A 26387-nucleotide genomic window follows, 5' to 3' on the forward strand; every position below is an offset into this window, starting at 1 on the left:
GACGTGGACCTGCTGCTGGACCTGCTCAACAGCAGACCCCTGGTCGACGGCGTGGAGCGCGACGCCCTCCGCGACCCTGCCTCCGCGCGCCGCTGGGCGCGGGAGCACGGCGGCGACGGCGGCCCGGAGGAGCTGACGGTCCTGCGCGACGCGCGGGACGCCCTGACCCGGGTCGCCCGGGGCGGCGCCGACCCGGGCGTCGCGCTGGCCCCGCTCCTCGACGGCGTGCACCGGACGCCGGAGTTCACCGACGGGCGGCTGACCTGGCGGACCGTCGCCCCTCCGCACGCCCGGCTCGCCGTCGGGGCCGTCCTCGCCTGGGCCGCCGTCGAGGAGGAGCTGCCCGGACGGCTGCGCCCCTGCGCGAACGACGAGTGCCGGCTGTTCCTGCTCGACCGCAGCCGCGCGAACCGCGCCCGGTGGTGCTCGATGGCGGTCTGCGGGAACCGCGCCAAGGCTCGCCGGCACTACGAACGGACCCGCTGAGGCACCCTCAGCCGGACCCCTCCACCAGGGCGGTCACCCGGATCTCGACCCGCATGGTGGCGAGCCCGAGCACGGTGACGCCGGTCTGGGTCCAGACCGGGGGCCCGCCCGCCGAGCCGGCTGCGGAACTCCCGGACCATGATCCGGTTGTGCTCGTCGCCGATGGCGTCGGACCCGGGCGCGACCTTGTGGTACGAGTTCACGTGCACGACGTCGGCCCAGGTCGCGCCGGCCTCGGCGAGCGTGCGCCCGACGTTGTCGAACGCCCGCACGATCTCCTGCTCCAGGTCCTCGGCGACGACCAGGTCGTCGTCCCAGCCACCCTGGCCCGAGGTCTCCACCCGGTTGCCGATCCGGACCGCCTGGCTGTATCCGAGCAGGTCGCGGGCGGTCACACCGTAGCCCGGCGTGACGTGGAAGGTGGCGGTCTCGCGCTCAATGACTTCATCCATGAATTCTGCGGGTTCATGAGCAGGAAGGTGGCCTTCGGTATCGCGCGCAGCCAGTCGACTTTCCTGCGGTGCGAGGCCATGTTGAGCAGCACCGTGCCGCCCTCGTAGTCGAACCAGACCGGTGTCAGGTTGGGGATGGCGTTCAAGCTGATCACCACACAGACACCACCGGAACAAGGGAGTTCAGACGCCCGCGCTCCGCTGGCCGCGAAGAAAGCCGAAGCAGCCTTGAGGAGGTCAAGCGGCTGCGCCTGGCTGATCACGGCGGTCACTCCCGCGGCCGGGGGTGCACACGATCGCGACGCCGGTTCGGTCCGGACAGTCGAATCCCGAACGTCAACCGTGTCTGAGAGCGTGTTTGAGAAGATCAAGTCGCGGGTGTGAAGACGTATTTCTGTTGGCGGGCGGCCGGCTTGCCGCGGGCGATGCGGCGGGTGATGGTGTTGATCGCGGCCCAGCGGATCATGGCCTCGGAGACGGCGGGGTGGCGTTCGTAGTCGCGGGCCAGACGGCGGTGTGCGGTCAGCCAGGCCAGTGTCCGCTCGACCACCCAGCGGCGCGGGAGGACGGCGAACCCGCGCTGCTCAGGCGGTTTGCGCACGACCTCGACGCTGGTGCGCAGGATCGTGTTCGCCCACTCCAGCAGGCGTCCGGCGAACCCGGCGTCGGCGTAGACGAACCGCACCCTGGTGCGCAGGTACAGGTCGAGCAGGATCGACTTCGCCCCGTCGCGGTCCTGCACCGACGCCGAGCACACCACCGTGGTCAACAGCAGGCCCAGGGTGTCGGTCACGATGAACCGCTTCCGGCCGTTGATCTTCTTCCCTGCGTCGAAGCCGCGCGAGTCCTGCCCGACGGTGTCGGCACCCTTCACCGACTGCGAGTCGATGATCCCCGCGCTCGGTTCAGGGTCCCGCCCCTCGTCGGCACGTAGCTGACGGCGCACGACCGGGAGGATCTTCTCGGTGACCTTCTGCTGTTCCCACCGGTTGAAATACCAGTAGACGGTCTGCCAGGGCGGGAAGTCCGCTGGTAGAGCCCGCCAAGCGCACCCCGCCCGCACGACGTAGAGGATCGCGTCGACCACGTCCCGGCGCGGGTGCTTCTCCGGACGCCCACCCGCCCCGGCCTCGGGCAACAGCGGTTCGATCAACGCCCACTGCTCATCGCTGGTGTCCGAGGGATACCGCCGCTGACGCCGAGCCACCCGTCCACGATGGACCAGAGCGCGGCCCGCGCGGCGCAGACACGCCGACCCTTCTCAAACACGGTCCTCGGCACCGACACCGGCCGCACCCCCACCTACGCCCTCGTCTCCCACACCCCACTACCCCACCTGCGCCCGGACCCGCCCGCGGCCGACCTCACCTACACAACCGCAGGTCAGTCGACTGTGGATGAAAGTCCCTACCACTGGCTGAGCATCAAGGCCACGGTCACCCGCGAGATTCCGGAGGACGACCCGGTCGAGGGCCCGCGCCTCACCGCGCACATCGACAGGATGGCCCGCAAGTACCTCGGGGTCGAACGCTATGAGCTGCGCGACCCCGGCCGCGAGGAACAGCGCATTCTGTTCGAGCTGCGTGTCGACCGGGTCGCCACCTTCGGACGCCCGTGACGACTACCCGCTCGGTGGCGCCGTGTCTCTCGTCAGGGCTGTCGGCGGGTCAGCAGCCTGGATGCTCAGGGTTCGGTCCCGCTGTCGTCAGCGGGGAACGCCCGACCGTCCGACGGTGCGCGGGGACGCACCGGTCGAGTACGCGCTCCGAAGGTCCGCAGCACCACGCCGAGAGCCACCACGATGACCACCGCCAGCAGCGCGGACACGAGGAGCGTGCTCGTGACCGTGCCCGTGAGCTCGGAGCCGACGCCGATGACGACGACCGGGACCGACATGCCCAGGTAGCCGGCGAGGAAGAAGGCGGAGACCACGGCTGCGCGGCGGTCGGCGGAAACGAGGCGATTGAGCTCGGCCAGACCGCCGCGGAAGATGAAGCCGATCGCGACACCGCTGGCGACGGTGGCCAGCAGGAACAGCCAGAGCGCCGTGATGACGAGCGCGGAGTCCAGTGCGGCCAGGCCGAGTAGCAGCAGCACGAGTCCCGTCGCCGCCGAACGCCTGCTGGGCAGCCGAGCAGAGACCGCCTGGCCGATCGCACCTGCAGCGAAGATCAGGAACGACACCGCACCGACGACCGCCAGATTCCGGACCCCGAATCCGTCTGTCAGGAATGTCGGTGTCAGGCTGCTGAAGAGACCGAGGAGCGTGAACGCGGCGAAGATCCCGAGGGCGGCTCCGGCCATCACCGACCGCAGGTCTGCGGGAACCCCGACGTCCGGTGTGAGCACGACGACCCCGTCCCGCCCGACGGCCGTCTCCGGTACCACCACGAGCGCACAGGCGGCCAGGAGCAGCAGGCCGAGATAGACCCAGAACACGGTCGTCGTGGGCCCCGGGACGTACTGGGCGAGCGCACCCGCCAGCAGCGGCCCCAGGCCCAGACCGGTCAGATTGGCGCCCGACGCGACGACGGCGGCAGCATCTTGATCCCCGCGAGGATGGAGCTCGGCGATGGCGGCGGTGGCGGTTCCGGTGGCGAGGCCGACCGCGATACCGCTCAGCACCCGGGCCACGATCAGGAGCGGCACCGCGGATGCGACGAGGAACACCACCGTACTGGCAGCGGCCACGACGACCGTGCCGGCCAGAACCTTCTTTCGTCCGATGTGGTCACTGATGCCGCCGAGGAACAACAGGGCGAGGAGCGTCCCCCCGGCGTAGGCGGCGAACACGATGGTGATCGTCAACTCGCCGAAACCGATCTGTTGCCGGTACAGCCCGTACAGCGGAGCCGGGATGGTCCCACCCAGCATCATCAGCAACAAGACACCTGCCATGAGGGAGTACGCAGCCCTCGATCGTCCGGAGTGCGTGCTCGACCTCGTCGCCCCGCTCGCCATCGGCTCCCTCGATCCACTCCCGTACACGGAGCCTTTCCGGCATCGGCCCGTTGATCCGGCGATGTTCTGGAGGAGATCCGTCCAGCGGTCCGTGCCGGTTCGTGTCAGCTGCGGCGGCGGGCCAGGCCCACCACGAGTGCGAGGAGGACTGCGACGCCGACGGCCGGACCCCATCTCCGGATCCAGGCCGGAGCCATCGACGACAGCAGGTCACCGACGTCGAGTGCTTCCTGCGATGTCGCCGAGGATGCGGGCGGTACGGGACGAGCGGAGATCCCAGAAGCCGGCGCGGTCGCCGGGCCCGGTCCGGGTGCAGCGGGAGCGTCGTCCTGCGCGAGGGTGGTCGCGAGGCACGTCGCGAACTGCCCGATCATCTTGTCGGCGACATCCGAGATCACGCCGCGGCCGAACTGGGCCGGCCTGCCGGTGACGGCCATGTCGGTCGTCATCCGGACCTCGCTGCGTCCGGGGCCTGCCTCCGAGACCGTGCCGGTGACCTGGGCCTTGGCCGTTCCGTTCCCACGGGAGTCGCGGCCGGTCGCGGAGATGAGGACCCGCCGTGCGGCGTCGTCGCGCTCGACGTAGACTCCCTCGCCCTTGTAGGTCAGCGAGATCGGACCGAGCTTGACCTTCACGATGCCCGCGAAGGTGTCCCCGGTGAACTCGGTCAGAGCGGCGCCGGGGAAGCAGGGAGCGACGAGCTCCGGGTCGTTCAACGCCTTCCATGCATCCTCGACGGGGACGTCGATGACGAAGCTGTTCTGCAGGATCATGTGTGGTCCGTTCTCAGACGCCCGGGGCGTAGAGCCCGAAGCGGAGCTCCGGGTCGCCCGGGGTCCAGGTGTTGGTGAACTGCGAGCGGGCGCCCATCGCGGCCACTCGGTCGATCAGCTGGTTGCCGAGCTCGAGCTGGCCCGGTTCCCACTGCTCGAGGGCGTCCCGGACGTCGGTCGCCGCGCCGAGGTGCTCGTAGAGCTTCCACGCGTCAGCGGCGGCCTTCGCCGAGCCCGCGGCCGCGTGCGGGCGGGCGGCGAACGCCGCGTCCCCGATGATCGCGACCCGCCCGTCGACCATGCCCGGGATCCGGGTGTCGAACACGACCTGGATGTAGGGCTCATCGGTCCGGGTGACGACCTCGGCCGGCCCGGGAGCCAGATCGCGGACGGCGGCCTCCCGCAGCTCGTCGACGTAGCGCTGCTGGACCGTCCCCGGATGGATCGAGACCGGGCACTCGAACCCGCGGGTGTCGGTGGTGAGCTCGTGCAGCTCGCGGCCCGGCGCCACGTTGCGGTACCAGACGTAGTTGATCAGCCGCCTGCCCTCGGTGAGCTCGCCGTCCATGCCGGGGATCGTGTAGAGCACGATGTGGCTGTGGTCAGCGACGTTGTAGTTCAGGGCGTCGTCGAGGAGCGCGCGGGTCCCGGAGCTGACCCGGTCCTCGCGGACGGTGCCGCGCCAGCCGACGTAGCCGGAGTACTCGCGCTCCAGGTCGGGGAACATCCGCCGGCGGCCGGTGGAGGTGATGCCGTCGGCGAACACCACCAGGTCGGCGCGCTCCCGGCGGCCCGAGACGAAGCGCAGGTCGACCCCGTCGGCGTCCTGGTCGAAACCGGCGCAGAACTCGCCCAGGTGGTAGTGCTCGGTTCCGAAGTCGGCCAGCAACGCGCGGTAGACGGAGCCCCACGAGGTGTACCGCCACTGGGCGGGTTCCTCGAACACGATCTCGTTGCGGGCACCGATGTAGCGCAGCTTGCTCGAACGGGTGCTGAGGTCCTCGATGCGGTGCGCGCTGTGCTCGTGGAACCACTTCATGGTGATCGGCTGCAGCACGATGCCGCCACCGCGGTGGTCCAGCTGCTCGGGTGTTCGCTCGACGACGTCGACCGAGAAGCCGAGTCGGCGCAGCAGCAGCGCACTGGTGAGGCCACCGATCGAGCCCCCGACCACAACGGCGCGCAAGCCGGTGTACTGATTCACGGCCAGTCCTCCCTGACGTGGTGCGACCGACCCAGCCTGACAAGCCACGCCCCGTTCCTCGCTGTGTGAGAACACAGCGAGAAACGGATCCCTTGGGGATTTCCCCAGTGGCTGCAGGGCGACGCCTCTCAGGTGACGGGCTCCCGGTCGGCACCGAGGACGTCGGAGGCCATGAGGGCCACCGTGAAGTGGAGCAGGGATTCCGAACGCGCCAGCACCATCCCGGTCAGCTCCTCGATCCGTTTGAGGCGCAGGCTGATCGTGTTCGGGTGGACGTAGAGGTCCTCGGCCGTGCGCGCGACGCTCGCGCCCCGGTCGAGGTAGGTCCGGATCGTCTGCACCAGCTGCGCACCCCGGCGGTCGTCGTGCTCGCGCAGCGGTGCCAGCACGTGCTCCGCGAAACGGCGCAGCTCCTCGGGGTCGTCGAGCTGGAGCAACAGCCCGTAGACACCCAGCTCCGGCAGCGAGACCGTCCGGTCCCGGCCGCGGAGCAGTGCGAGATCCAGCGCTCCGCGCGCCGTCCGGACGGCCGGGGGCAGCTCGACCGCCTGCTCCCGCCGGTGCCCCACGACGACCGTCGCCGTCCCGCCGTCGAACGCACGGCGCGCCGAGACCCGGATCAGTTCGGCGGCCTCGGCCACCGACGGCCCACCGATGGTCCCGGGCCACAGCACGACGATGTGGCCTCCCGACGAGGTCACGAGGGGCCGGGGCTCGCAGCGGTCCGCTATGGACTGCGCGACGCCCAGGAGCGCCCGGACGGTGTCGGTGCCTGCGTCCGGCGCGGCGACGAGGACGGTGTGTGGGGAGTTCAGGTCGTGTCCCAGCGGCGCGGCCCGGGCTGCGATCGACTCGGCGTCGATGCCTGCCAGCAGGTCGGTCAGCAGCTCGCCCCGGAGTCGCCACTCCACGTCCACGGCGGTCCGGCGGCGGAGGAACTCCAGCGCGCAGACGACGGCCGCGTGCTCGATCGCCCGGCGCTCCAGTTCGCCGAGGCCGCCGACCCTGCCGGGGAGCCACAGCTGCGCGATCACCTCTTCCCCGAGCAGCACTGGTGCGAGCATCCGCTCCGGATCGTCGTGCTGGGTGATCCCGGACGCCGACGGCGACGCCTGAACGGGGAAGGGCCCGTCCAGCGCTCGTCGCCCGGAGCGGGCGTCGGCCACGACCGCGCCGTTCCGGTCGGTGACCACGACCGGCCGGCTGAGCAGCCGGGCCAGCGCTTCGGCGACCCCTTGCACTCCGCCGCCCCGCAGGGCGACCGCGGTGAACTCGCGGTGGATGTCCTCGGCCTGCTCGAGCATGCGCCGTTGCTCGGTCAGCGAGGTGATCAGCCGAGCGCTCTGCAGGGCGCTGGCCGCCTGGTTGGCCAGCGTGGTCAGCAGCGACAGCTCGTCCGGCCCGTACTCGTGCACGGTGCGCCGGTAGCAGTTGAGGGTGCCGACCGACTCGCCGCCCACCAGCAGCGGAACGGCGGCGATCGAGCGGTGTCCGTACCCGCTCGCGAGGCTCGCCCACGGTTCGAACGACACGTCGGCCAGGATGTCGGGAATCGGTACCGGTCTGCGGTCCACGAAGGCGCGCGTCGACGGGCCGTCCGCCAGCGGACCGGATCCCAGCGCGATGGTGTGGCGGTCGTTCACGGCGGCCACGTACTCCTCGGACAGCCCGTGCGAGCCGGAGATCACCAGCTGCCGCCGATCGTCGTCGGCCAGCAGCACACCACTCGCCTCGTGACCCGTGAGCTGACAGGCCGTCTCGGCGATGAGATCCAGCAGATGCGGAAGGGAGAGGCTGGCGTTCACCGCACTTGCGATCCGGCCGACCCCGCTGAGCCAACGTCGCAGTTCATCACCGCGGGCCGCCTCACCCGATGATGCCTGACCTTCGTCCGTCCGCTCCGACACGCCCGCGAATGATACTGGGATTCGCCACAGCTGATGACGAGCAGCGCTGTGGGGTACGCCAGTTCTCCCTATGGTGGCCACCACTACCGTCCGGGACAGCCGGGTCCCCGGCGCGCCCTCACCCACCACGCACGACCGGCTGGTCGTGTACCGAACGACGATCGGACAGGCAATGAAGCCGCCACGGTTCCAGTACCGCGATCCCGACACGCTGGCGGACGCGGTCGCACTCAAGGCACGACACGGTTCCGACGCACTGATCCTCGCCGGGGGCCAGAGCCTGATGCCGATGCTCAACATGCGGCTCGCCGCGCCCTCCGTCGTGATCGACATCAACGGCGTCACGGACCTGCAGCAGATCACCCGCAACGGCGACGTCGTCGAGATCGGCGCCGGCGTACGCCAGTCGGCTCTCGAGACCGACCCGCTGATCCGCGAGGCCCTGCCGCTGCTGGCCCGGGCCGTGCCCCACATCGGACACATCGAGAACAGGCACCGCGGAACGGTCGGCGGCAGCCTCGCGCACGCCGACGCCTCGGCCGAGCTCCCCTGCACCGCCGTCGTCTCCGATGCCGTCGTCGTGCTGCAGGGCCAGAACGGCCGCCGGGAGATCCCGGCGTCGTCGTTCTTCGACGGTTTCATGACCAACGCCTGCGCCGATGACGAACTCGTCGTCGCGGTCCGCTACCCGGTCACCCCGGCCGGAGCAGGTACCGCCTTCGTCGAGGTCGCCCGTCGCAACGGCGACTTCGCACTCGCCGCCGCCGGCGTGATCGCCGAGGTGGACGGCGACGGCCGCTTCACCCGGCTCGCGGTCGGTGTCGCCGGCGTGGCGTCGGTCCCGCTGCGTGCGACCGACGTGGAACAGGAGCTGCTCGGCCGACCGGTCGACCCGGCCACGATCGAGGCCGCCGCCAAGCGCGTCGAGGCGGCGGTGACCACCGGCGACGACATTCATGCGACGTCGGCCTATCGCAAGCATCTCGCGGCGACCGTCGTCTCGCGTGCCGTGCTGGCCGCGGCCACGGACGCCCGGAACGGAGGGAACCGGTGACCACCACCGAGCACCAGGCAGCTGCGGTCGACACCGAGACCCGCACGATCACGCTGCGCGTCAACGGTCGCGACGTGAGCCGCACCGTCGAGACCCGCACCACGCTCGCCGACTTCCTGCGCGACGACCTGGACCTGGTCAGCGTGCACCTCGGCTGCGAGCACGGTGTCTGCGGCTGCTGCACGATCCTGCTGGACGGCGAGTCCGTCCGCTCCTGCCTGATGCTGGCCGTGCAGGCTCGCGGGCACGAGATCGAGACCGTGGAGTCGCTGTCGGCCGACCAGAACGCCCTGCACCCGATCCAGGAGGCGTTCGCCGAGGAGCAGGGCCTGCAGTGCGGCTTCTGCACCCCGGCGATGGTACTGCGCTGCAAGGAGATCATCGAAGACGGCAAGGCTCGCACCGACGACGAGGTCCGGCACGAGATCTCCGGCATCCTGTGCCGCTGCACCGGCTACCAGAACATCGTCAACGCGGTCCAGAACGCGAGCCGCAAGCTCGGCGGCAAGGAGGCCGGCGCGTGACCACCACACAGGACCCCACCGTGGACACCTCCGACAAGCCCACGGCCGGATACAAGTACATCGGCACCGACCGCAAGCGGGTCGAGGACCCCCGCCTGCTCGTCGGCCGGGGCAACTACATCGCCGACATGAAGGTCCAGGGCCTGCTGCACGCCGCGATCCTGCGCAGTCCGGTTCCGCACGCGCGGATCGACTCGATCGACACCAGCGAAGCCCTGAAGATCCCGGGAGTCGTCGCCGTCCTGACCGGCGAGGACTGCAAGGCGCACATGAACCCGTGCATGAACTTCGGGCCGCCGACCATCGCGCAGTACCCGATCGCGGTGGACAAGGTCCGCTACGTCGGCGAGGCGGTCGCGGTCGTCGTGGCGGAGAGCCGCTACATCGCCGAGGACGGCGTCGACGTGCTCGACGTCGAGTTCTCCGACCTCCCGCTGGTGACCGACCCGAAGGCGGCACTGGAGCCCGGCGCCGCACCGCTGCACGACGAGCACGGCAGCAACCTCGCCTACGAGCGGACGTTCGAGTTCGGCGACATCGCCGCCGCGATGGACGAGGCCGACCTCGTCGTCTCCGACACCCTGCACTGGGGCCGCTCGGCCGGCATGCCGATGGAGACCTCCGGCGCGATCGCCCGTCCCGGGAACAACGGCGTGCTCGAGGTCTACTGCAACTCACTGAACTTCAGTTACCTGCAGTTCCTGGTCGCCGGTGCGTTGAAGATCCCGTCGAACAAGCTCAAGATGCAGCCCGTCGCCGCGGGCGGCAGCTTCGGCAGCAAGTTCACCGCGCACAAGGTGCCGACGCTGACCGCGTTCCTGGCCCTGCGTACCGGACGGCCCGTGTCCTACGTCGAGGACCGCCTCGACCACCTGATGAACTCCGACCACCACGCCTCGGACCGGTACTACGAGGCACGGATGGGGTTCACCAAGGACGGGATGATCACCGGCTTGGACATCGACGTCCTCGACGACTACGGCGCCTACCTGCAGTTCGGGACGGGGACCCACGGAAACGCGCTCTCCCAGCTGACCGGGCCGTACCGGTTCCGCAACGCTCGCTACGCGCTGCGCGCCGCGCTGACCAACAAGTGCCAGCAGGGCGCCTACCGCGGGTTCGGCTCCGAGGTGCACAACTGGGTGCTGGAGCGGCTCGTCGACCAGGCGGCGACGAAGCTCGGTCTCGCTCCGGAGGACATCCGGCGCCGCAACTTCATCCTTCCCGAGGAGTTCCCCTACAAGATCCCGGGCGGGAACCTCTACGACAGCGGCAACTATCCCGCCGTGCTCGACAAGGCACTCGGGATGATCGACATCGAGCACTGGAGGAAGGAGAAGGCCCGTCTGCGGGAGGAGGAGGGCCGCCACATCGGGATCGGCATCGCGACCACCCAGGAACGGTCGGTGTTCTCCTCGACCGAGTTCTGGTTCTGGTTCGACGAGCCGGCCTTCCCGATCACCTCCAGCCCGGAGAGCGCCACGATCACGATCGATCCGGCCGGTGCGTTCCAGCTGCAGCTGCACTGCCAGGCGATGTGGGGCAACAGCCCGGAGACGGTCGCGACCACGGTGCTGGCCGAGGAGTTCGGCGTCGAGCCGGAGACGGTCAACGTGTCCTACGCCGACACCTCCCGGGCGCTGCCCGGCACCGGCCCCGGGGGCAGCCGCTTCACGGTGATGGTGGCCGGCGCGGTCCGCGGTGCATCGCGCAAGCTCAAGAAGAAGCTGATCGACATCGCGGCGCACAGCCTCGAGGTCTCGGCCGACGACCTCGAGCTCGTCGACGGCCAGGTGCAGGTCGTCGGGGCGCCCGAGCGGTCGCTCGGGATCCCCGAGCTGGCCGGGTCGGCGTACTTCTTCGCGCTCAACCTGCCCCCCGGGATGGAGAGCGGTCTCGAGGAGAGCCACACCTACGACCACCCCTACACCACGCTGCCGGCGGCGGACCGCTCCGACCTCGGGGTCTTCTACCCGATCATGGGGCACGCCTGTCACATCGCGGTCCTGGAGGTCGACCCGGACACCGGCCAGACGAGCTTCCTCGACTACGTGGCGGTGCACGACGCCGGCACCGTGGTGAACCCCAAGAGCCTGGGCGGGCACGTCACCGGCGGCGCCGCGCAGGGCCTGGGCTCCACGCTGTACGAGGAGCTGGCCTACGACGCCGAGGGGCAGTTCAAGTCCTCGACGTTCCTGGACTACCTGGTCCCCACGGCGAACGAGGTGCCGCCGTTCCGGATCGGGCACGTCGAGACCCCGTCGCCCTACACCGAGTTCGGGATCAAGGGCGGTGGCGAGGGCGGCCGGATGGTCACCCCGTCCGTGGTCTCCTCGGCGATCGACGATGCGCTGGCCGAGTACGGCATGCACGTCCAGCAGCTGCCCGTCAAGCCGGCGGACATCGTCGAGACCGTGCAGAACGCCCGCGCCGGCGAGTAGCCCTCCCCCGGTCCGGCCCGGCAGCGCCACCACGGTGCGATGCTGCCGGGCCGGACCGGCTCCATCCATCCCCGCGGAGGAACCCGACGTGCCCCACCCCTTCCGTTCACCGGCCGAGCTCTCCGAGGGTCTCGGATCGGTCGGCTACCTGGCCGACGACGCGCTCTCGATGGCGGCCTACCTCGCGCTGGGCCTGAACCGCCCGTTGCTGCTGGAGGGCGCCAATGGCGTGGGCAAGACCGAGATCGCCAAGGCACTGGCCGACCTGTTGGGCCGCGACCTGGTCCGGTTGCAGTGCTACGAGGGCATCGACGCCTCCCAGGCGCTCTACGACTGGCACTACGCGCGCCAGCTGATCGACGTCCGGGCGCGCGAGTCGACCGGCTCCGCGGACGTGTTCACCCGCGACTACCTGCTGTCCCGGCCGTTGCTCACGGCCCTGGAGGCCGGCGACCGCGCGGTGTTGCTGATCGACGAGATCGACCGGGCCGACGACGAGTTCGAGGCGTTCCTGCTGGAGCTGCTGTCCGACTTCGCCGTCACGATCCCCGAGATCGGCCGGATCGCGGCGTCCTCACCGCCGCTGGTCGTGCTGACCTCGAACCGCACCCGGGACCTGCACTCCGCGCTGCGCCGCCGATGCCTGTACCACTGGGTCGGGCACCCGGACGCCGAGCGCGAGTTCCAGATCCTGCGAGTGCGTGCCCCGCACATCCCGGTCGTGCTGGCCAAGCAGGTCGCCGACGCCGTGCAGCGGATCCGGGCGCTCACGCTCGGCAGCCCGCCCGGGGTGGGTGAGGCGATCGACTGGGCCGGAGCGCTGCAGATGGTCGGTGCCGCGACGCTGTCCCCCGCTGACGCGGTGGCCACGCTCAGCGCGCTGGTCAAGGACATCGACGACCAGCAGCGGGTCGCCGAGATCGTCGACGACCTGGTGCCACGCGCGTCGTGACAGCCACATCCGAGGCACCGTTCGACGTGACGGCGACGAGCTGCACCGGGTTCGCCGCGGAGCTGCGCAGGCACGGCATCCCGGTCGGGCCGGAACAGACGACGACGCTGTACGCGGCCCTGCACCAGATCGGCCGGGTGCGGCTGCGCGACCTGTACTGGGCCGGGCGGATCACGCTGGTGGGCGGCCGGGAGCAGTTCGCGGCCTACGACGCGGCGTTCCGCGCGTTCTTCATCGCCGAGACCGACGGCGACACCGTCGCCCTGCCCGCACCGCGGACGACCGCGCCCCAGGTCGACCGCGAGACCTCGAGCTCGGCGAGCACGCCGAGCGCCCGTCCGTCTGACATCCGGGAGGACGAGGTCGACCAGGCCCGGCTGACGCCGTCGGACGTGCGGGTGCTGAAGGAGAAGTCCTTCGCGCGGATGGACGCCGCCGAGCGACGCCGGGCCGCCGCGCTGATACGGCGCCTGGGCACCGAGCTTCCCCGCCGGCGCAGCCGCCGCCGGGTCCCGGCCCCCCGCGGACGGCACCTGGACCCACGGGCACTGCTGCGCTCGGCTCTGCGCACCGACGGCGAGCCGGTCCGGCTGCCCCGCCGGCACAACCCGCTGCAGGAGCGTCCGCTGACCCTGGTGGTCGACGTGTCCGGGTCGATGGCGCCGTATGCGACGGCGTTGCTGTGGTTCGCCCACGCCATGCTGCGCGCCGGGCACCCGGTCGAGGTGTTCACCGTCGGTGTCGAACCGACCCGGGTCACCGACGAGCTCCGCCGGCCGTCGCTGGACGTCGCGCTCGCCCGGGTCGCCGCCGCCGTCGGCGACTGGGATGGCGGCACCCGGCTCGGCACGTCGTTCGCCACCGTCCTCGAACGTTATAGCGGGCACCGTGCGCTGCGCGGCGCCGTCGTCGTGATCTGCTCGGACGGGCTGGACCGCGACGAGCCCGAGATCCTCGGCGACGCCATGCGCTCGTTGCACCGCGTCGCCCACGGCACCGTCTGGCTCAACCCGCTCAAGGGCGACAGCCGCTACCGGCCCTTGCAGCGGGCGATGGCGGCGGCCCTGCCCCACATCGACGTCTTCCTGCCCGGCCACAACGTGGCCGCCGTCGAGCAGCTCTGCGCTGCGCTCGCCGCCTCCCGCCGGGCGGCGTGACCCCGCACCCCGAGGAGGAGCACGTGCCCCACCCGAACCCCGCCCAGCGGATGGTCGACGCCGCCCGGGCGTGGCTGGACGGCCTCGACGAGCAACAGCGAGGCGCCGCGCAGCTGCCCTGGCCCTCCGACGAGGAACGGCAGCTGTGGTTCTACACCCCCACCGACCACGGTGGGCTGGCGCTGCAGGCGATGCGTCCCGCACAGCAGGGCCGTGCGATGCAGCTGCTGCACAGCGGCCTCTCGACCGCCGGCTACGTCACCGCCTCGACGATCATGGGCTTGGAGAACGTGCTCGACCAGGTCGAGGGCTTCACCGTCGACTGGGGGCGCGAGCGCGGGCGCGACCCCCAGCTGTACTGGATGCGCGTGTTCGGCGAGCCGACCCTGCACGGCCCCTGGTCGTGGCGGTTCGGCGGGCACCACGTGTCGGTGCAGCACCTCGTGCTCGACGGCCGGGTGCAGGCCAGCACCCCGTGTTTCCTCGGAGCCGACCCGGCCGAGTCGCCGCTGCTGGGCCCACACCTGTTACGTCCCCTCGGTGGTGTCGAGGACCTGGGCCGGGACCTGGTCCGGTCGCTCGACGAGGACCCGCTCGGCCGAGCCCTGCTCACCCCGATCGCCCCGGTCGACATCGTCGGGGGGAACCGGTCGAGGGTCGGCGACACCGACCACGAGATCCGCCCCCTGTGGGACACCTTCCGCGGACGCTTCACCGAGCAGCGCCTCGCCGACCGGGTCGTGGCGATGCACGAGGGCGCCGAGGAGAAGGCCGGGTTCCGCCCCTCCGACCACGAGGCGGTCACGCTCACCGCTGGCCCGAAGGGGGTCCCGGCCGCCGACCTCACCACCGACCAGCAGCAGGTGCTGCGGGCCCTGCTGGAGGTCTACACCGGACGGATCCCGGACGAGCTCGCCGAGGCAGAGGCGGAGAAGTTCCGCGGCGACAAGCTGCTCGACGTGCACTTCGCCTGGGCCGGCGGGATCGAGCGGGGGCAGCCGCACTACTACCGCATCCAGGGCCCGCGGTTCCTCGCCGAGTACGACAACACCCAGCGCGACGTGAACCACATCCACTCCGTGTGGCGGGACCCGGAAGGCGACTTCGGCGAGGACGTCCTCGCACAGCACCGGGCACGGTTCCACCGCGACGGCTGAATAGGCGGTGCACAGCTCACCACTCGGCACGGCCAGGTTCTTTCCCACACCAGGCTCGGTCCCCATCGGGACGGTCGCGTTCTGTCGGGGAGCGGCGTGAGTCGCGCCCCGCCTCGTGCCGTCCGGTCGTGCATCGACGGCAGCGCGTGCAGCACGAGCACCCAGAGTCGGCGCCGCCCGGCCGGGACGGCCGGGGCCCGTGCGCCCCCGGCCCGGTCGCTCACCCGGGTGTCCGGCCACCGGGCAGGGCGTCGAGGACATCGGGGCCGGCCTGCACTGCACTGCGTTGCATGTGGTGCAGTACACCGCGCAGTCCGCCCATCTCCTCGCCACCGCCGGCCCTCCCGGGTCCGCCGTGCACCAGCTGCGGCAGCGGGGAGCCGTGGCCGGTCGACTCAGCTGCGTGCGCCCCCGACAGCACGAGGATCCGCCCGTGCCACGGCGCGAGATCGAGCACCATCCTGCTCGCGAGCTCGACGTCGGCGGTGACCAGGGAACCGGCCAGGCTTCCCTGCCCGCGGGCGGCGAGCCGGACGGCGTCCTCGGGCCTGTCGTAGGCCAGTACCGTCGCCACCGGGCCGAACGGCTCGACCTCGTGCGGTTCGGCACGGTCGGGGTCCGGGCCGTGCAGCAGGATGGGAGATAGAAATGCGCCCCGCTCCGGGTCGGCGTCGACGGTGTCGACCCGGTACGGATCGCCGAACACCCGCTTCGTGGCCCCTTCCAATGCCGCCACGGCCTGCCGGACCTCGTCGCGTTGGGCGATCCCGGCGAGGGCACCCATCCGGACCCCTTCGGCGGCCGGGTTCCCGACAGTGACCCGGCTCAGCCGATCGGTCAGCGCCTCGAGGACGGCGCCGACCAAGGGCGCGGGCACCAGCGCGCGGCGGATCGCGGTGCATTTCTGCCCCGCCTTGACCGTCATCTCGGTGACGACCTGCTCGACGTACAGGTCGAACTCGGGTGTGCCCGGCACGGCGTCCGGTCCCAGGATCGAGCAGTTCAGCGAGTCAGCCTCGGCGTTGAACCGCACGGCGCGTGAGGTGACGGTCGGGTGGTTGCGCAGCAGGTGTGCGGTCGCAGCAGACCCGGTGAACGACAGCAGATCCTGCTCGGTCAGGTGCTCGAGCAGGTCCCCGACCCCGCCGCAGAGCAACTGCACGGAACCGGGCGGTAGCAGGCCGGACTCCACGACGAGCTCGACCAGCCGGGCGGTGAGGAACGCTGTCGCAGTGGCCGGCTTGATCACGGCGGGAACTCCGGCGAGCAGGGACTGGGACAGCTTCTCCAGCGGCCCCCACACCGGGAAGTTGTAGGCGTTGACCTGTACCGCGACACCCCGCAACGGCACGCACACGTGCCGGCCGAGGAAGCTGCCCGCACGCCGGCCGAGTGGGATCGGTTCGTCCTCGACGTAGACTCTCGCATCCGGGAGCACCGTTCGTCCCAGCTCGGCGTAGGAGCGGACGACGGCCAGTCCTCCGTCGACGTCGAACCGGGCGTCGAACAACGTCGCTCCGGTCCGGGCGGACAGCGCGTAGAGCTCGTCCCGATGCCCGCGCAGGAACCCGCCGAGGTCCTCGAGCAGCGCCGCGCGCTGGGGGAAGGTCAGGTCGCGCAGTGCGGGGCCACCGGTGTTCCGTCCGTGCTCCAGAACGGCACGGAAATCGATCCCCTCGGTCGAGACGTGGGCGACCGTGTCCCCGGTGACCGCGTCGAACACCGGCCGGCCCTCGCCGTTCGGGACGTGCCAGGTATCGCGGACGTAGCTGGGCAGGATCGGTGCGGTCACTGCGGACCTCCCCCGGACGCGATCCGGATCACGGTGCGGGCACCCCGCCCGTCGCCGAGTGCGGCGAACGCCTCGTCGATCCCGTGCAGGTCGGTGGTCGCGGTGCGCAAGGCATCGAGGTCGAGCCGGCCCGCGCGGGCGAGGTCGAGCAGCTCGGGCACGTCCCGGTCGGGGTCGGTCGAGCCGTACACACACCCATGCAGCGTCCGGCCGAACCAGAACAGCTCCAGGGCGGAGAACTCGACGGTGCTGGTCTTGGCGCCGACCCCGACGACGGTCACCGTCCCGCCGCGGCGGCTGGCGTTCCAGGCGGTTCGGGTCGTCGCACTGCCACCGACACAGTCGAACACGTGGTCGGCGCCGCGCCCACCGGTGAGCTCGCGCACTGCCGTGAGCGCCTCGTCGCCCGCCGGGACGAACGCGGTGGCTCCGTGCTCGAGTGCGAGGTCGCCCTTCTCGGAGGTCACGTCGATACCGATGATCGTCTCCGCGCCGCGGATGCGGGCGGCCTGGATGGCACACAGCCCGATACCGCCGAGGCCGATGACAGCCACCGACTGGCCCTTCCGGACCCCGGCGGTGTGGAACACCGCGCCCGCGCCGGTCAGCACGGCACATCCGAGGATGGCGACCCGTTCGAGGTCGGTGTCGGCGGGCAGCGGCACCACCGCGCGTTCGCCGACGACGGTCTCCTCGGCGAACGCCCCGGTTCCGAGGGCGGCGTAGATCGGGGTGCCGTCGGTCAGGGTGGCGTAGGGCTCGGCGGCCGCATCGTCGGTGTGCTCACACAGGTAGGGCTCACCCTCGCGGCAGAACCAGCAGGTTCCACACGACGGTGACCAGTTGAGCACCACCTTCTCGCCCACCGACACCCGGGTCACCTCGGCTCCGGCCGCGACGACGACGCCGGCGCCCTCGTGGCCGAGTACCGCGGGCGTCTTCTGGCGCAGCGTCCCGTTCGCCAGCGACAGGTCCGAGTGACACACACCGGCCGCGGCCAGGCGTACCCGGACCTGGCGTGGTCCGGGATCGGGCAACACGATCTCGTCGACCGTGATCGGGCCGCCGCGTTCGCGCAATACTGCTGCTCTGACCATCGGGGGTCCTCCGAGTCGGGGTGGGGCGGGTTCAGCGGAACGCGGGGATGCCGGTGACGGCCTGGCCGATCGACAGTGCGTGCATCTCCTCGGTGCCCTCGTACGTGAGCACGGTTTCGAGGTTGGCCATGTGTCGCATCACCGGGTACTCGAGCGAGATGCCGTTGGCGCCGAGCAGGGTCCGAGCGCTGCGGGCAACATCCAGTGCCGCACGGACGTTGGCCAGCTTGCCGACGCTGACGTGGTTGTGGTGCAGGCGCCCGGTGTCGGAGAGTCGGCTGACCTGCAGCGCGAGCAGGCTCGCCCGGTTGACCTCGACGACCATGTCGGCGAGCTTGCGCTGGGTCAGCTGGAACGCCGCCAGCGGACGGCCGAACTGCTCGCGTACGAGTGTGTAGTCCCGCGCGGCGAGGTAACAGGTCCGGGCCGCGCCGACGACACCGGCGAGGATCCCGAACCGGGCCTCGTTCAGGCAGGTCAGGGGCCCGCGCAGGCCTCTGACCTCGGGGAAGGCGGCGGAGTCGGGCAGCCGGACGCCGTCGAGTACGAGCTCGGAGGTCACCGAGGCCCGCAACGAGAGCTTGTGCTCGATCTCCGGAGCGCTGAACCCGGGAGTGTCGGTCGGGACGACGAACCCGCGCACACCGTCGCCGGTCTGCGCCCACACGACCGCGACGTCGGCGACGGACCCGTTCGTGATCCACATCTTGGTGCCGTCGAGAATCCAATCCGTCCCGTCGCGGCGGGCCCGGGTCCGCATTGATCCGGGGTCGCTGCCCGCGTCCGGCTCGGTCAGCCCGAAGCAGCCGATCGCCTCACCGGCCGCCATCCGGGGCAGCCACTCGGCCCGGTGGTCCTCGCTGCCCCAGCGGTGGATCGCCTTCATCGCCAGCGACCCCTGCACCGAGACGAAGCTGCGCAGCCCGGAGTCGACGGCTTCCAGCTCGCGGCAGGCCACCGCGTAGGCGGTGGCCGTCGTGCCGGCGCAGCCGTAGCCGTCGAGGTGCATGCCGAACACGCCGAGCTTGCCGAACTCGACAGCGAGCTCGCGGGCCGGTAGCCGCCCGTGCTCGAACCAATCGCCGACGTGCGGCGCGAGCCGATCCTTGGCGAATTCCCGGACCGCGTCGCGGATGTCGCGTTCCTGTTCGGCGAGTTCCGCGTCGACGTCGAGGAAGTCCTCGTGATCAGGTGACAGTGTGTCGGCCATGCCGGAAAGGTAGGCGCGGACGCCCGCGCCTCCTGTCCGGTTTCGCTACACGGTCACCGCGGGCGGAACGCGGGCAGGCGGTTCTCGTCGATGCCCAGGATCCGCATCTTCCGGTACAGCGTCGAGCGCGCGATCCCGAGCCGCTCGGCCGCGGCGAGCTTGTTGCCGTGGGTCTCGGCGAGTGCCTCGAGCAGGATGTCGCGCTCGGCGCGCTGCAGCGAGGCGGCCCCGGACCGGTTGGTGCTGTCGCGATACTCGGGTGGGAGGTGCTCGTGGGCGATGTCGGAGCCGAGCGAGCGGGTCACCGCGGTGGCGAGCACGGCTCCGAGCTCGCGCACGTTGCCGGGCCAGTCCAGCCCCGACAGCGTCCGCAACGTGGACGGTTGGAGTCGGGGCGCGGGTCGCCGTGCGGTGTGAGCGCCGATCAGTCGCGGCGCGAGATCGGCGATGTCCTCCCCGCGGTAGCGCAGTGGTGGGACGGTGATCGAGACCGGGAAATGGTCCAGCGTGCGACCGGCCGGGGAGTCGCCCTCGCGGGTGCGGACGGTCGCGACGATCCGGACGCCCGACCCCACCGGGGTCTCGAGGAGCGCCTCGACCCGTCCCGCCAGGTCGGGGGCCAGCTGGGCGAGGTGACGCACCACGACCGTCCCGCCGCCGTCGATGCCCGAGGCGAGCCGGTCGAACCACGCGCCCGGATCGTCCGGGGAGGTGCGCGCGTCCAGCACCGTCAGTGGCTCCTGGTGACGCCGCTTGCGGTGCAGGTGGGTGGCGACGAACAGCTTGCCCGTGCCCGGCTCGCCACACAGCAGCAGTGGCCGCTCGTCGTCGACGACGGCCTCGACCTCGTCACGCAGCCGAGCGACGGCGACGCTGCGGCCGGGCAACACGTCGCTTCGGGCGTCGGTCCGCCGGGCGCGCCGCACCCGGTGTCCACCGGTGGGCGCGCTGCCCGGCGATTCGCGCGCCGCGGGGCGCATCTCGACCAGGACCCCGGCGGTGCCGTCCCGATCACCGATCCGGGTCGCGCGGGCGTCGACCACGACGCCTCCGGAGAGCGCGACGTCACCGACGCACTCGTCACCGGTGCCCAGCATTCGGCAGGCCCACTCCCACAGGCTCGCCTGGTCGGACATGTCGAGCAGGGCGGACGCTGCCGTGTTCGCCATGACGACGTCCTCGTTCAACGACAGCACCGCGGTGCTGCTCGATCGCCGCCCAGCCCGCAGGAACCGTTCGAGCAGCATCTGCTCCCGCCGTGACGCGTCGGCGTACATCCGGGACTCGATCTCGCGCACGGCGGCGAGCACGAGCGGCTTCATCAGCTCCTGCGTGTCACTGACCCGGCAGGTGACGTCGAGAACACCCTCGACCACACCGCTGATCGGATGCCGCAGTGGTGACCCGATGCAGGTGAACTCCTGCAGGTTCTCCCGATAGTGCTCGAAACCGGACACAACGAACGGCTTGCGTGCCTCCAGCGCGCTGCCGATGCCGTTGGTGCCCGTGTACTCCTCGGCGTAGTGGAACCCGGGGGCGACCATCGCCCGGTCGAGCGCCTCCTCGAGCGCTCGAATTCCGGCCCGGCGGTCGATGATCTGCGCGTCGGAGTCGGCGAGCAGGATCGACGCCGGCCCGCTGCCCACCTGCTCGGCCAGCCGGTCGATCACCGGCCCGGCTGCGCGCAGCAGCCGGTTGGGCCGTTCGAACTCGGGCCGGTAGGGCACGTCCTCGCTGGTCGGGGCCATGCCGACCATCTGGCAGCGGCGCCATGACGTGAGGATGTCGTCTCGGAAGGCGGACCTCGTGCCGACTGGCAGAGCCGCGTCGCCGTCGAGCGTCCGCTCCCGTTCCTTGCGCAGTGCCGTGGCGGGCTGGTCGGGGTGCACGGTCGTCGCCTCCTCGCCGTCGAGGTCCATACCAGGTTAGGCGACCGAGCACAGCAGTGCGGTGGCCACGCGCACTGTCCCAATTCGCTACAGGACCCGATTCGCGAGATTCGGGCCGGTGGGGTCAGGACGTGACCGGCGCCGAGTCGTCGGTGATGCCGAGCTCGGCTCGGACACGCTTCTTGTCGAGCTTGCCCACCGAGGTCCGCGTGATGGTCTCGACGAACAGCACAGTGTCCGGAACCCAGAACCGGGGGAACCGTTCCGCCAGATGGGAGCGGAGATCGTCGCCGGTCACGTTCCCGGCCGCGACGACGTAGGCGACCGGTCGCTCGACCCACGTCGGATCGGGTACCGCGACCACGACGGCGTCCTCGACCTCCGGGTGCCCGAGCAACGCGTTCTCCAACTCGACCGAGGAGATCCACTCACCACCGCTCTTGACCAGGTCCTTGGTGCGGTCCTTCACCTGCATCGTGCCGTCGGGATGGAACACGGCGACGTCGCCCGTACGTAGCCAGCGGTCGCGGTGGCTGTCCGGATCCGGCCGTTCCAGGTAGCCCGACGCCGCCCAGGACGCCATCACCTCCAACTCGCCCGTCGTCTCACCGTCCCACGGGAGCTCCGCGCCCTCGGCGTCGACGATGCGCATCTCGACCAGCGGGAGCGGCCGCCCCTGGCGCGCCTGAACGTCGAGGACAGCCGGATCCTGCAGCTCACCGGGACGCTCGGCGGCCGAGGAGAACGTCGCCATGGGCGAGGTCTCGGTCATCCCCCAGCCGTTGACCACGCAGACGCCGGCGGTACGCGACCACCACTCGATCTCGGTGGGCGATGGCGCCGACCCGCCGAGCCACAGCCGCCGCAATGTGGCGAGGTCGTGCACGCCCCCGGCCGTCTCCCAGGCGCGGCGCATCATGGTTCCCACGGTCACGGCGGCGACGGCGGTGCTCGCACCGTGCTGGCGGATCAGCCGGAGAAGGTCCTCGGGTCGCGGGTGGGTTCCGGGCAGGATCAGGGTGGCGCCAGCGAGCGCCGCCGCATAGGGCACGCCCCCAGGCGTTGACGTGCGACATCGGTGTGGCGAGCAGGACGCGTTCGTCCGGATCGATCGCGGCCGAGCCGGCAGCGCACAGGGCGAGAGCGTGCAGCACCGTGCTGCGGTGGCTGTAGAGCACCCCCTTCGGGTCGCCGGTCGTGCCGGACGTGTAGCACACCGCGGCGGCGGTGGTCTCCGGGAACTCGGGCAGGTCCCGGACGGGAGCGGCATGCTCGACGAGGTCGTCGTACGGGTGCACGTTTTCCCAGCCGCAGCCGGTGGGCACCGCGCCGAGGACGAGGACCGTCTCCACGGTGTGGAGGCGGTCCCGGACGGCCTCCAGCGACCCGAGCAGATCCGGGTCGACCAGCACCACCCGATCACCGGCATGGTTGATCGTGTAGGCGAGCTGCTCGGGCGAGAGCCGGTGGTTCCCGGTGTGCAGCACCGCGCCCATGCACGGCACTGCGAAGTAGGCCTCCAGGTGCCGGCGGGAGTTCCAGGCCAGGCTGAGCACTCGGTCGCCCGGGCCGATGCCGAGATCGCGCAGCACGGTGACGAGCCGACGCACCCGGTCACCGAGCTGGGCGTAGGTGAACCGCTCGTCGCCGGCCGCCGCCCCGGTGATCACCTCCCGGTCGGCGAAGACCCGTTCGGCGCGCCAGAGCAGCCGCGACACCAGCAGCTGCCGGTCCATCATCAGCCCGTCCATGGGGTTCCGCCTCTCACCGGTCGGTGGTTCGTGACCGGGAAGGCTCGCCGCCGCGACGACCGTCGCACTGTCCGGTTTCGCTACACGCTGGGGCACAGCCGACCCGTGTAGCGAAACCGGACAGTGGGCGCGGTCACGACCATCCACACTTCCGCCTCATCCGAACCCAACGAGAGGAACAGTCGTGACCGACCGCCCGCTCACCCCCGTCGTCGACGGGTTCACCTACCTCGAGGGCCCGAGGTGGCACGACGGCCGCCTGTGGCTCTCCGACTTCTACTCCCACAAGGTCGTCGCGGTCACCCCCGAGGGCAAGACCGAGGAGATCGTCACGGTCCCGGCCCAGCCCTCCGGGCTCGGCTGGCTCCCGGACGGCACCCTGCTCGTGGTGTCGATGCGCGACCGCAAGCTGCTCCGCCTCGAGCGCGGGACACTGGTCGAGCACGCCGACCTGACCACCACGACCGGCGGGCACGTCAACGACATGGTCGTCGACGGCCACGGCCGCGCCTACGTCGGTGACTTCGGCTTCGACCTGATGGGCGGGGCAGCGTTCCGCACGGCCGACCTCACCCGCGTCGACCCGGACGGCACCGTCTCGGTAGCCGCCGAGGACCTGATGTTCCCGAACGGCTCGGTGATCACCCCGGACGGGAAGACCCTGATCGTGGGCGAGACGTTCGGCAATCGGATCTCCGCGTTCGACATCGGGGCCGACGGCGAGCTCGGCCCACGGCGGGACTGGGCCCACTTCGGGGCGCTGCCCGACACCGACGACGTCGGACAGCTCGTCGCGGCGGCCTCCATCGGCCCGGACGGCAGCTGCCTCGACGCCGACGGCGCGCTCTGGGTCGCCGACGCGATCCACCACCGCTGCGTGCGGGTGGCCGAGGGCGGCGAGATCCTCGAGGAGATTTCGACCGGCGACGAGGGCGTGTTCGCCTGCATGCTCGGCGGCGACGACGGTCGCACGCTGTTCCTGTGCGTCGCCCCGAACTTCGACGAGGGCGAGCGCTCGACCACCACCCTCGGCCGGCTCGTCTCCACCCGGGTCGACGTGCCGCACGCCGGCACCCCGTGAGCTCGGCACCTTCGTCACCGACTCGTTGCAAAGGAGCACGAACACTATGAGCACGACCACCGACACCGCCGACACCGCTGTCGAGGAGCTCGACGTCCTCGTGATCGGCGCCGGGTTTGCCGGCATCTATCAGCTCGATCGGCTTCGTGACCTCGGCTACTCGGTGAAGATCTGGGAGGCCGGTGAGGGGCCGGGCGGTATCTGGTATTGGAACTGCTACCCCGGTGCCCGGGTCGACAGCGAGGGATCGGTCTACCAGTTCTCCTACAAGGATCTGTGGAAGGACTGGGAGTACAGCGAGCGCTATCCCGGCTGGGCCGAGGTGCGTGAGTATTTCGCCTACCTCGACCGCAAGCTCGACTTCAGCAAGGACACCCGGTTCAACACCCGCGTCACCTCGGCCGAGTTCGACACCGAGCGCAACCAATGGGTGGTGCACGCCGCTGACGGCAGCACGGCGTGCTGCGCCTACCTGGTGCCCTGCCTCGGATTCGCCTCCAAGCCCTACACCCCGCCGATCGCGGGCCTGGACAGCTTCCGTGGCACCTGTCACCACACCGGGCTGTGGCCGCAGGAGGGTGTGGACTTCACCGGCAAGCGGGTCGCCGTCGTCGGCACCGGCGCCAGCGGCGTGCAGGTCGTCCAGGAGTCCGCCCGCGACGCCGCCGATGTGACCGTGTTCCAGCGCACGCCGGTCCTGGCGCTGCCCATGCACCAGCGCACGCTCACCCCGCAGGACCAGGCCGAGATCAAGGCCGGCTTGCAGGGCCGGCTGGACTATCGGGCCGACACGTTCGCCGGATTCGACCGCGACCTCGACTTCGCCCCCGGTAGCACCGTCGAGGTCACGCCCGACGAGCGGGCCGAAGTCTTCGAGCGGCGTTGGGAGCAGGGCGGGTTCTTCTACTGGCTGGGCATCTTCCAGGACATCCTGATCGACCCGGAGGCCAACGACCACGCCTACACGTTCTGGCGGGACAAGACCCGGGCGCGCATCCACGACCCGAAGGTCGCCGACAAGCTCGCCCCCATGCAGGCGCCGTACCCGTTCGGGGTCAAACGGCCGTCGCTGGAGCAGAACTACTACGAGGTGTTCAACCAGGACAATGTGCACCTGGTCGACATCGGCGAGAACCCGATCGACGCCGTCACCGAGACCGGCATCACAACAGCTGACGGCACCGAGCACGAGTTCGACATCATCGTGCTCGCCACCGGTTTCGACGCCGTCACCGGCGGCCTGACCCAGATCGACATCCGCGGCACCGACGGCACCCTGCTGCGCGACAAGTGGTCCTCCGGGGTCGACGCCCACCTCGGCATCGCCACCGCAGGATTCCCGAACCTGCTGTTCGTCTACGGCCCCCAGAGCCCCTCGGGCTTCTGCAATGGCCCGACCTGCGCCGAGATCCAGGGCGAGATGATCGTCGAGACCCTCGACCACCTGCTCCGAAACGGCCACAGCCGGTTCGAGGCAACCCGCCAGGCCGAACAGGAATGGACCGAACACTGCGCCGAGGTGGTGAACCAGACCCTGTTCCCCACGGTCAAGTCCTGGTACATGGGCGCCAACATCCCCGGCAAGAAGGTCCAGATCCTCAACTACCCCGCCGGGCTGCCCACCTACCGGGACAAGTTCGCCGAAATCAAGGACAAGGGCTACGCCGGATTCACCATCACCTGACACCCGATACCCCAGCAACTCGGGGCCGGCCGCCACGGTGTGCCCGGCCCCGAGTGGCCGCTGTGGCCAGCGGGTCGCGACCTTCCGGACAGCCCCGGGTTTCACCGCCCGGCGGGATATCTGTCTCCTCCTACTACACAGCCGATTCACGAACAACCGCACGTTCGCGTTAGTGCAGTCAACGGAATTCAACCTACAAGTCATTGCTTCACCTGTAAAGTGCACCCCGGTACCCACGGACGGGAGCGACGGATGACGACGGACCGGGCGACACCGGAGGCCGGCGGTGACGGGCCGACGTGGCTCGACGGCGAGGAGAAGGCCGCGTGGACCGGCCTGGTCTCGCTGATCATGCTGCTGCCCGGCCGGCTGGAGGCACCGCTGCAGCAGACGCACGGTCTGACGCTGTTCGAGTACCTGACGCTCAGCCATCTGTCCGAGGCGCCGGGGCGCAGGCTGCGAATGAGCGAGCTCGCCTTCCTGACGAACGGCTCGCTGTCCCGGCTCTCCAACGTGGTCAAACGACTGGAGGGCCGCGGCTGGATGCACCGCTCCCCCGACCCCGACGACGGCCGCTACACCCTCGCCGCCCTCACCGACGCCGGGTTCGACGTCGTGCACGCCGCGGCGCCGACCCATCTGCGCGCGGTCCGTGCCCTCGTCCTCGACCGGCTCGACGCGGCGGACCGGGCGGCGCTGGGCCGGATCGCCGTCGCGCTGGGGGTGCAGGACTTCCCGCCGTCCTGAGCCGGCGCGACGGGAGGGCACCGGTCGGCCGGCGCCCCGGGCATCCGGGCCGGCACGTGGCCCCCCGG

Annotated in this window: 22 protein-coding genes and 2 pseudogenes; 11 read left to right on the forward strand and 13 right to left on the reverse strand. The window is 70.8% G+C overall.

The window, feature by feature from the left end:
- The first annotated feature begins 3 nt into the window (after nucleotides 1-3).
- A complete protein-coding gene (locus AC0GKK_RS03160; protein ID WP_489883123.1) occupies nucleotides 4-486 on the forward strand; it encodes a CGNR zinc finger domain-containing protein in 483 nt (160 codons plus the stop codon).
- Here AC0GKK_RS03160 and AC0GKK_RS03165 read toward each other — a convergent pair.
- The 3 genes and pseudogenes from AC0GKK_RS03165 to AC0GKK_RS03175 form a co-directional block, all read right to left on the reverse strand.
- A complete protein-coding gene (locus tag AC0GKK_RS03165) occupies nucleotides 468-938 on the reverse strand; it encodes a Rid family hydrolase (RefSeq protein ID WP_489883124.1) in 471 nt (156 codons plus the stop codon). The two genes, AC0GKK_RS03160 and AC0GKK_RS03165, sit on opposite strands and share 19 nt — an antisense overlap.
- Nucleotides 878-1201 (reverse strand): pyridoxamine 5'-phosphate oxidase family protein, encoded by a 324-nt coding sequence (locus AC0GKK_RS03170; protein ID WP_489883125.1) that lies wholly within the window; start codon nucleotides 1199-1201, stop codon nucleotides 878-880. Before AC0GKK_RS03170 ends, AC0GKK_RS03165 begins: the two co-directional genes overlap by 61 nt.
- Before the next feature lie 73 nt (nucleotides 1202-1274).
- Nucleotides 1275-2184 (reverse strand): annotated as a pseudogene (locus tag AC0GKK_RS03175) (IS5 family transposase).
- Between AC0GKK_RS03175 and AC0GKK_RS03180 the strand changes: the two are divergent.
- The gene (locus AC0GKK_RS03180) at nucleotides 2155-2556 is read left to right on the forward strand and encodes a hypothetical protein (protein WP_489883126.1); all 402 of its coding nucleotides are present in this window, start codon (nucleotides 2155-2157) and stop codon (nucleotides 2554-2556) included. The pseudogene AC0GKK_RS03175 and the gene AC0GKK_RS03180 overlap by 30 nt on opposite strands.
- Before the next feature lie 65 nt (nucleotides 2557-2621).
- Here the strand turns inward: AC0GKK_RS03180 and AC0GKK_RS03185 are convergent, their stop codons facing one another.
- The 4 genes from AC0GKK_RS03185 to AC0GKK_RS03200 all read right to left on the reverse strand — a co-directional run bounded on the left by AC0GKK_RS03185 (nucleotide 2622) and on the right by AC0GKK_RS03200 (nucleotide 7864).
- Complete coding sequence (locus AC0GKK_RS03185; RefSeq protein WP_489883974.1) at nucleotides 2622-3815, reverse strand: MFS transporter; 1194 nt, start codon at nucleotides 3813-3815, stop codon at nucleotides 2622-2624.
- Nucleotides 3816-4003: 188 nt separating this feature from the next.
- Entirely contained in the window at nucleotides 4004-4672 is a 669-nt protein-coding gene (locus AC0GKK_RS03190; protein ID WP_489883127.1) for an SRPBCC family protein, read from the reverse strand.
- 13 nt (nucleotides 4673-4685) lie between these two features.
- A complete protein-coding gene (locus AC0GKK_RS03195) occupies nucleotides 4686-5876 on the reverse strand; it encodes an FAD binding domain-containing protein (protein ID WP_489883128.1) in 1191 nt (396 codons plus the stop codon).
- A 128-nt stretch (nucleotides 5877-6004) separates the two neighbouring features.
- On the reverse strand, nucleotides 6005-7864 hold the full coding sequence (locus AC0GKK_RS03200; protein WP_489883129.1) for a helix-turn-helix domain-containing protein: 1860 nt from the start codon (nucleotides 7862-7864) through the stop codon (nucleotides 6005-6007).
- 91 nt (nucleotides 7865-7955) lie between these two features.
- On the opposite strand from AC0GKK_RS03200, the gene AC0GKK_RS03205 reads away from it, so the two are divergent.
- The 6 genes from AC0GKK_RS03205 to AC0GKK_RS03230 all read left to right on the forward strand — a co-directional run bounded on the left by AC0GKK_RS03205 (nucleotide 7956) and on the right by AC0GKK_RS03230 (nucleotide 15068).
- Nucleotides 7956-8837 carry an FAD binding domain-containing protein gene (locus AC0GKK_RS03205; RefSeq protein ID WP_489883130.1) on the forward strand — a complete coding sequence of 294 codons (882 nt, stop codon included), beginning with the start codon at nucleotides 7956-7958 and terminating at the stop codon, nucleotides 8835-8837.
- Nucleotides 8834-9361: a (2Fe-2S)-binding protein gene (locus AC0GKK_RS03210; RefSeq protein WP_093354793.1), complete on the forward strand. Its 528-nt coding sequence runs from the start codon at nucleotides 8834-8836 to the stop codon at nucleotides 9359-9361. Before AC0GKK_RS03205 ends, AC0GKK_RS03210 begins: the two co-directional genes overlap by 4 nt.
- Entirely contained in the window at nucleotides 9358-11802 is a 2445-nt protein-coding gene (locus AC0GKK_RS03215; protein ID WP_489883131.1) for a xanthine dehydrogenase family protein molybdopterin-binding subunit, read from the forward strand. Before AC0GKK_RS03210 ends, AC0GKK_RS03215 begins: the two co-directional genes overlap by 4 nt.
- Nucleotides 11803-11890: 88 nt before the next feature.
- Nucleotides 11891-12754 carry an AAA family ATPase gene (locus tag AC0GKK_RS03220; protein WP_489883132.1) on the forward strand — a complete coding sequence of 288 codons (864 nt, stop codon included), beginning with the start codon at nucleotides 11891-11893 and terminating at the stop codon, nucleotides 12752-12754.
- Complete coding sequence (locus tag AC0GKK_RS03225) at nucleotides 12751-13911, forward strand: vWA domain-containing protein (RefSeq protein ID WP_489883133.1); 1161 nt, start codon at nucleotides 12751-12753, stop codon at nucleotides 13909-13911. The genes AC0GKK_RS03220 and AC0GKK_RS03225 overlap by 4 nt, the downstream gene beginning before the upstream one ends.
- Nucleotides 13912-13934: 23 nt before the next feature.
- Complete coding sequence (locus tag AC0GKK_RS03230; protein WP_489883134.1) at nucleotides 13935-15068, forward strand: DUF3500 domain-containing protein; 1134 nt, start codon at nucleotides 13935-13937, stop codon at nucleotides 15066-15068.
- Between the two features lie 220 nt (nucleotides 15069-15288).
- Here AC0GKK_RS03230 and paaZ read toward each other — a convergent pair whose 3' ends face one another.
- The 6 genes and pseudogenes from paaZ to AC0GKK_RS03260 all read right to left on the reverse strand — a co-directional run.
- Nucleotides 15289-16860, reverse strand: coding sequence for a phenylacetic acid degradation bifunctional protein PaaZ (gene paaZ, locus AC0GKK_RS03235; protein ID WP_489883135.1), 1572 nt, complete (start codon nucleotides 16858-16860; stop codon nucleotides 15289-15291).
- Entirely contained in the window at nucleotides 16857-17957 is a 1101-nt protein-coding gene (locus tag AC0GKK_RS03240; RefSeq protein WP_093354783.1) for a zinc-binding dehydrogenase, read from the reverse strand. The genes paaZ and AC0GKK_RS03240 overlap by 4 nt, the downstream gene beginning before the upstream one ends.
- A 31-nt stretch (nucleotides 17958-17988) precedes the next feature.
- Nucleotides 17989-19167, reverse strand: a complete 1179-nt coding sequence (locus AC0GKK_RS03245) for an acyl-CoA dehydrogenase family protein (protein ID WP_093354779.1) — start codon at nucleotides 19165-19167, stop codon at nucleotides 17989-17991.
- Nucleotides 19168-19220: 53 nt separating this feature from the next.
- Complete coding sequence (locus AC0GKK_RS03250) at nucleotides 19221-21086, reverse strand: sigma-54-dependent Fis family transcriptional regulator (RefSeq protein ID WP_489883136.1); 1866 nt, start codon at nucleotides 21084-21086, stop codon at nucleotides 19221-19223.
- Nucleotides 21087-21180: 94 nt separating this feature from the next.
- Nucleotides 21181-22107 (reverse strand): AMP-binding protein, encoded by a 927-nt coding sequence (locus AC0GKK_RS03255; protein ID WP_489883137.1) that lies wholly within the window; start codon nucleotides 22105-22107, stop codon nucleotides 21181-21183.
- Between the two features lie 58 nt (nucleotides 22108-22165).
- Nucleotides 22166-22807 (reverse strand): annotated as a pseudogene (locus tag AC0GKK_RS03260) (AMP-binding protein); the annotation flags it as partial.
- A 184-nt stretch (nucleotides 22808-22991) separates the two neighbouring features.
- Here AC0GKK_RS03260 and AC0GKK_RS03265 point away from each other — a divergent pair.
- The 3 genes from AC0GKK_RS03265 (at nucleotide 22992) to AC0GKK_RS03275 (ending at nucleotide 26319) form a co-directional block, all read left to right on the forward strand.
- Nucleotides 22992-23888 (forward strand): SMP-30/gluconolactonase/LRE family protein, encoded by an 897-nt coding sequence (locus AC0GKK_RS03265; RefSeq protein WP_093354769.1) that lies wholly within the window; start codon nucleotides 22992-22994, stop codon nucleotides 23886-23888.
- A 46-nt stretch (nucleotides 23889-23934) separates the two neighbouring features.
- Nucleotides 23935-25572 (forward strand): flavin-containing monooxygenase, encoded by a 1638-nt coding sequence (locus tag AC0GKK_RS03270; RefSeq protein WP_489883138.1) that lies wholly within the window; start codon nucleotides 23935-23937, stop codon nucleotides 25570-25572.
- 252 nt (nucleotides 25573-25824) lie between these two features.
- Entirely contained in the window at nucleotides 25825-26319 is a 495-nt protein-coding gene (locus tag AC0GKK_RS03275; protein ID WP_489883139.1) for a MarR family winged helix-turn-helix transcriptional regulator, read from the forward strand.
- Nucleotides 26320-26387: the final 68 nt, after the last annotated feature.

This window comes from Pseudonocardia sp. P-1, assembly GCF_058111925.1.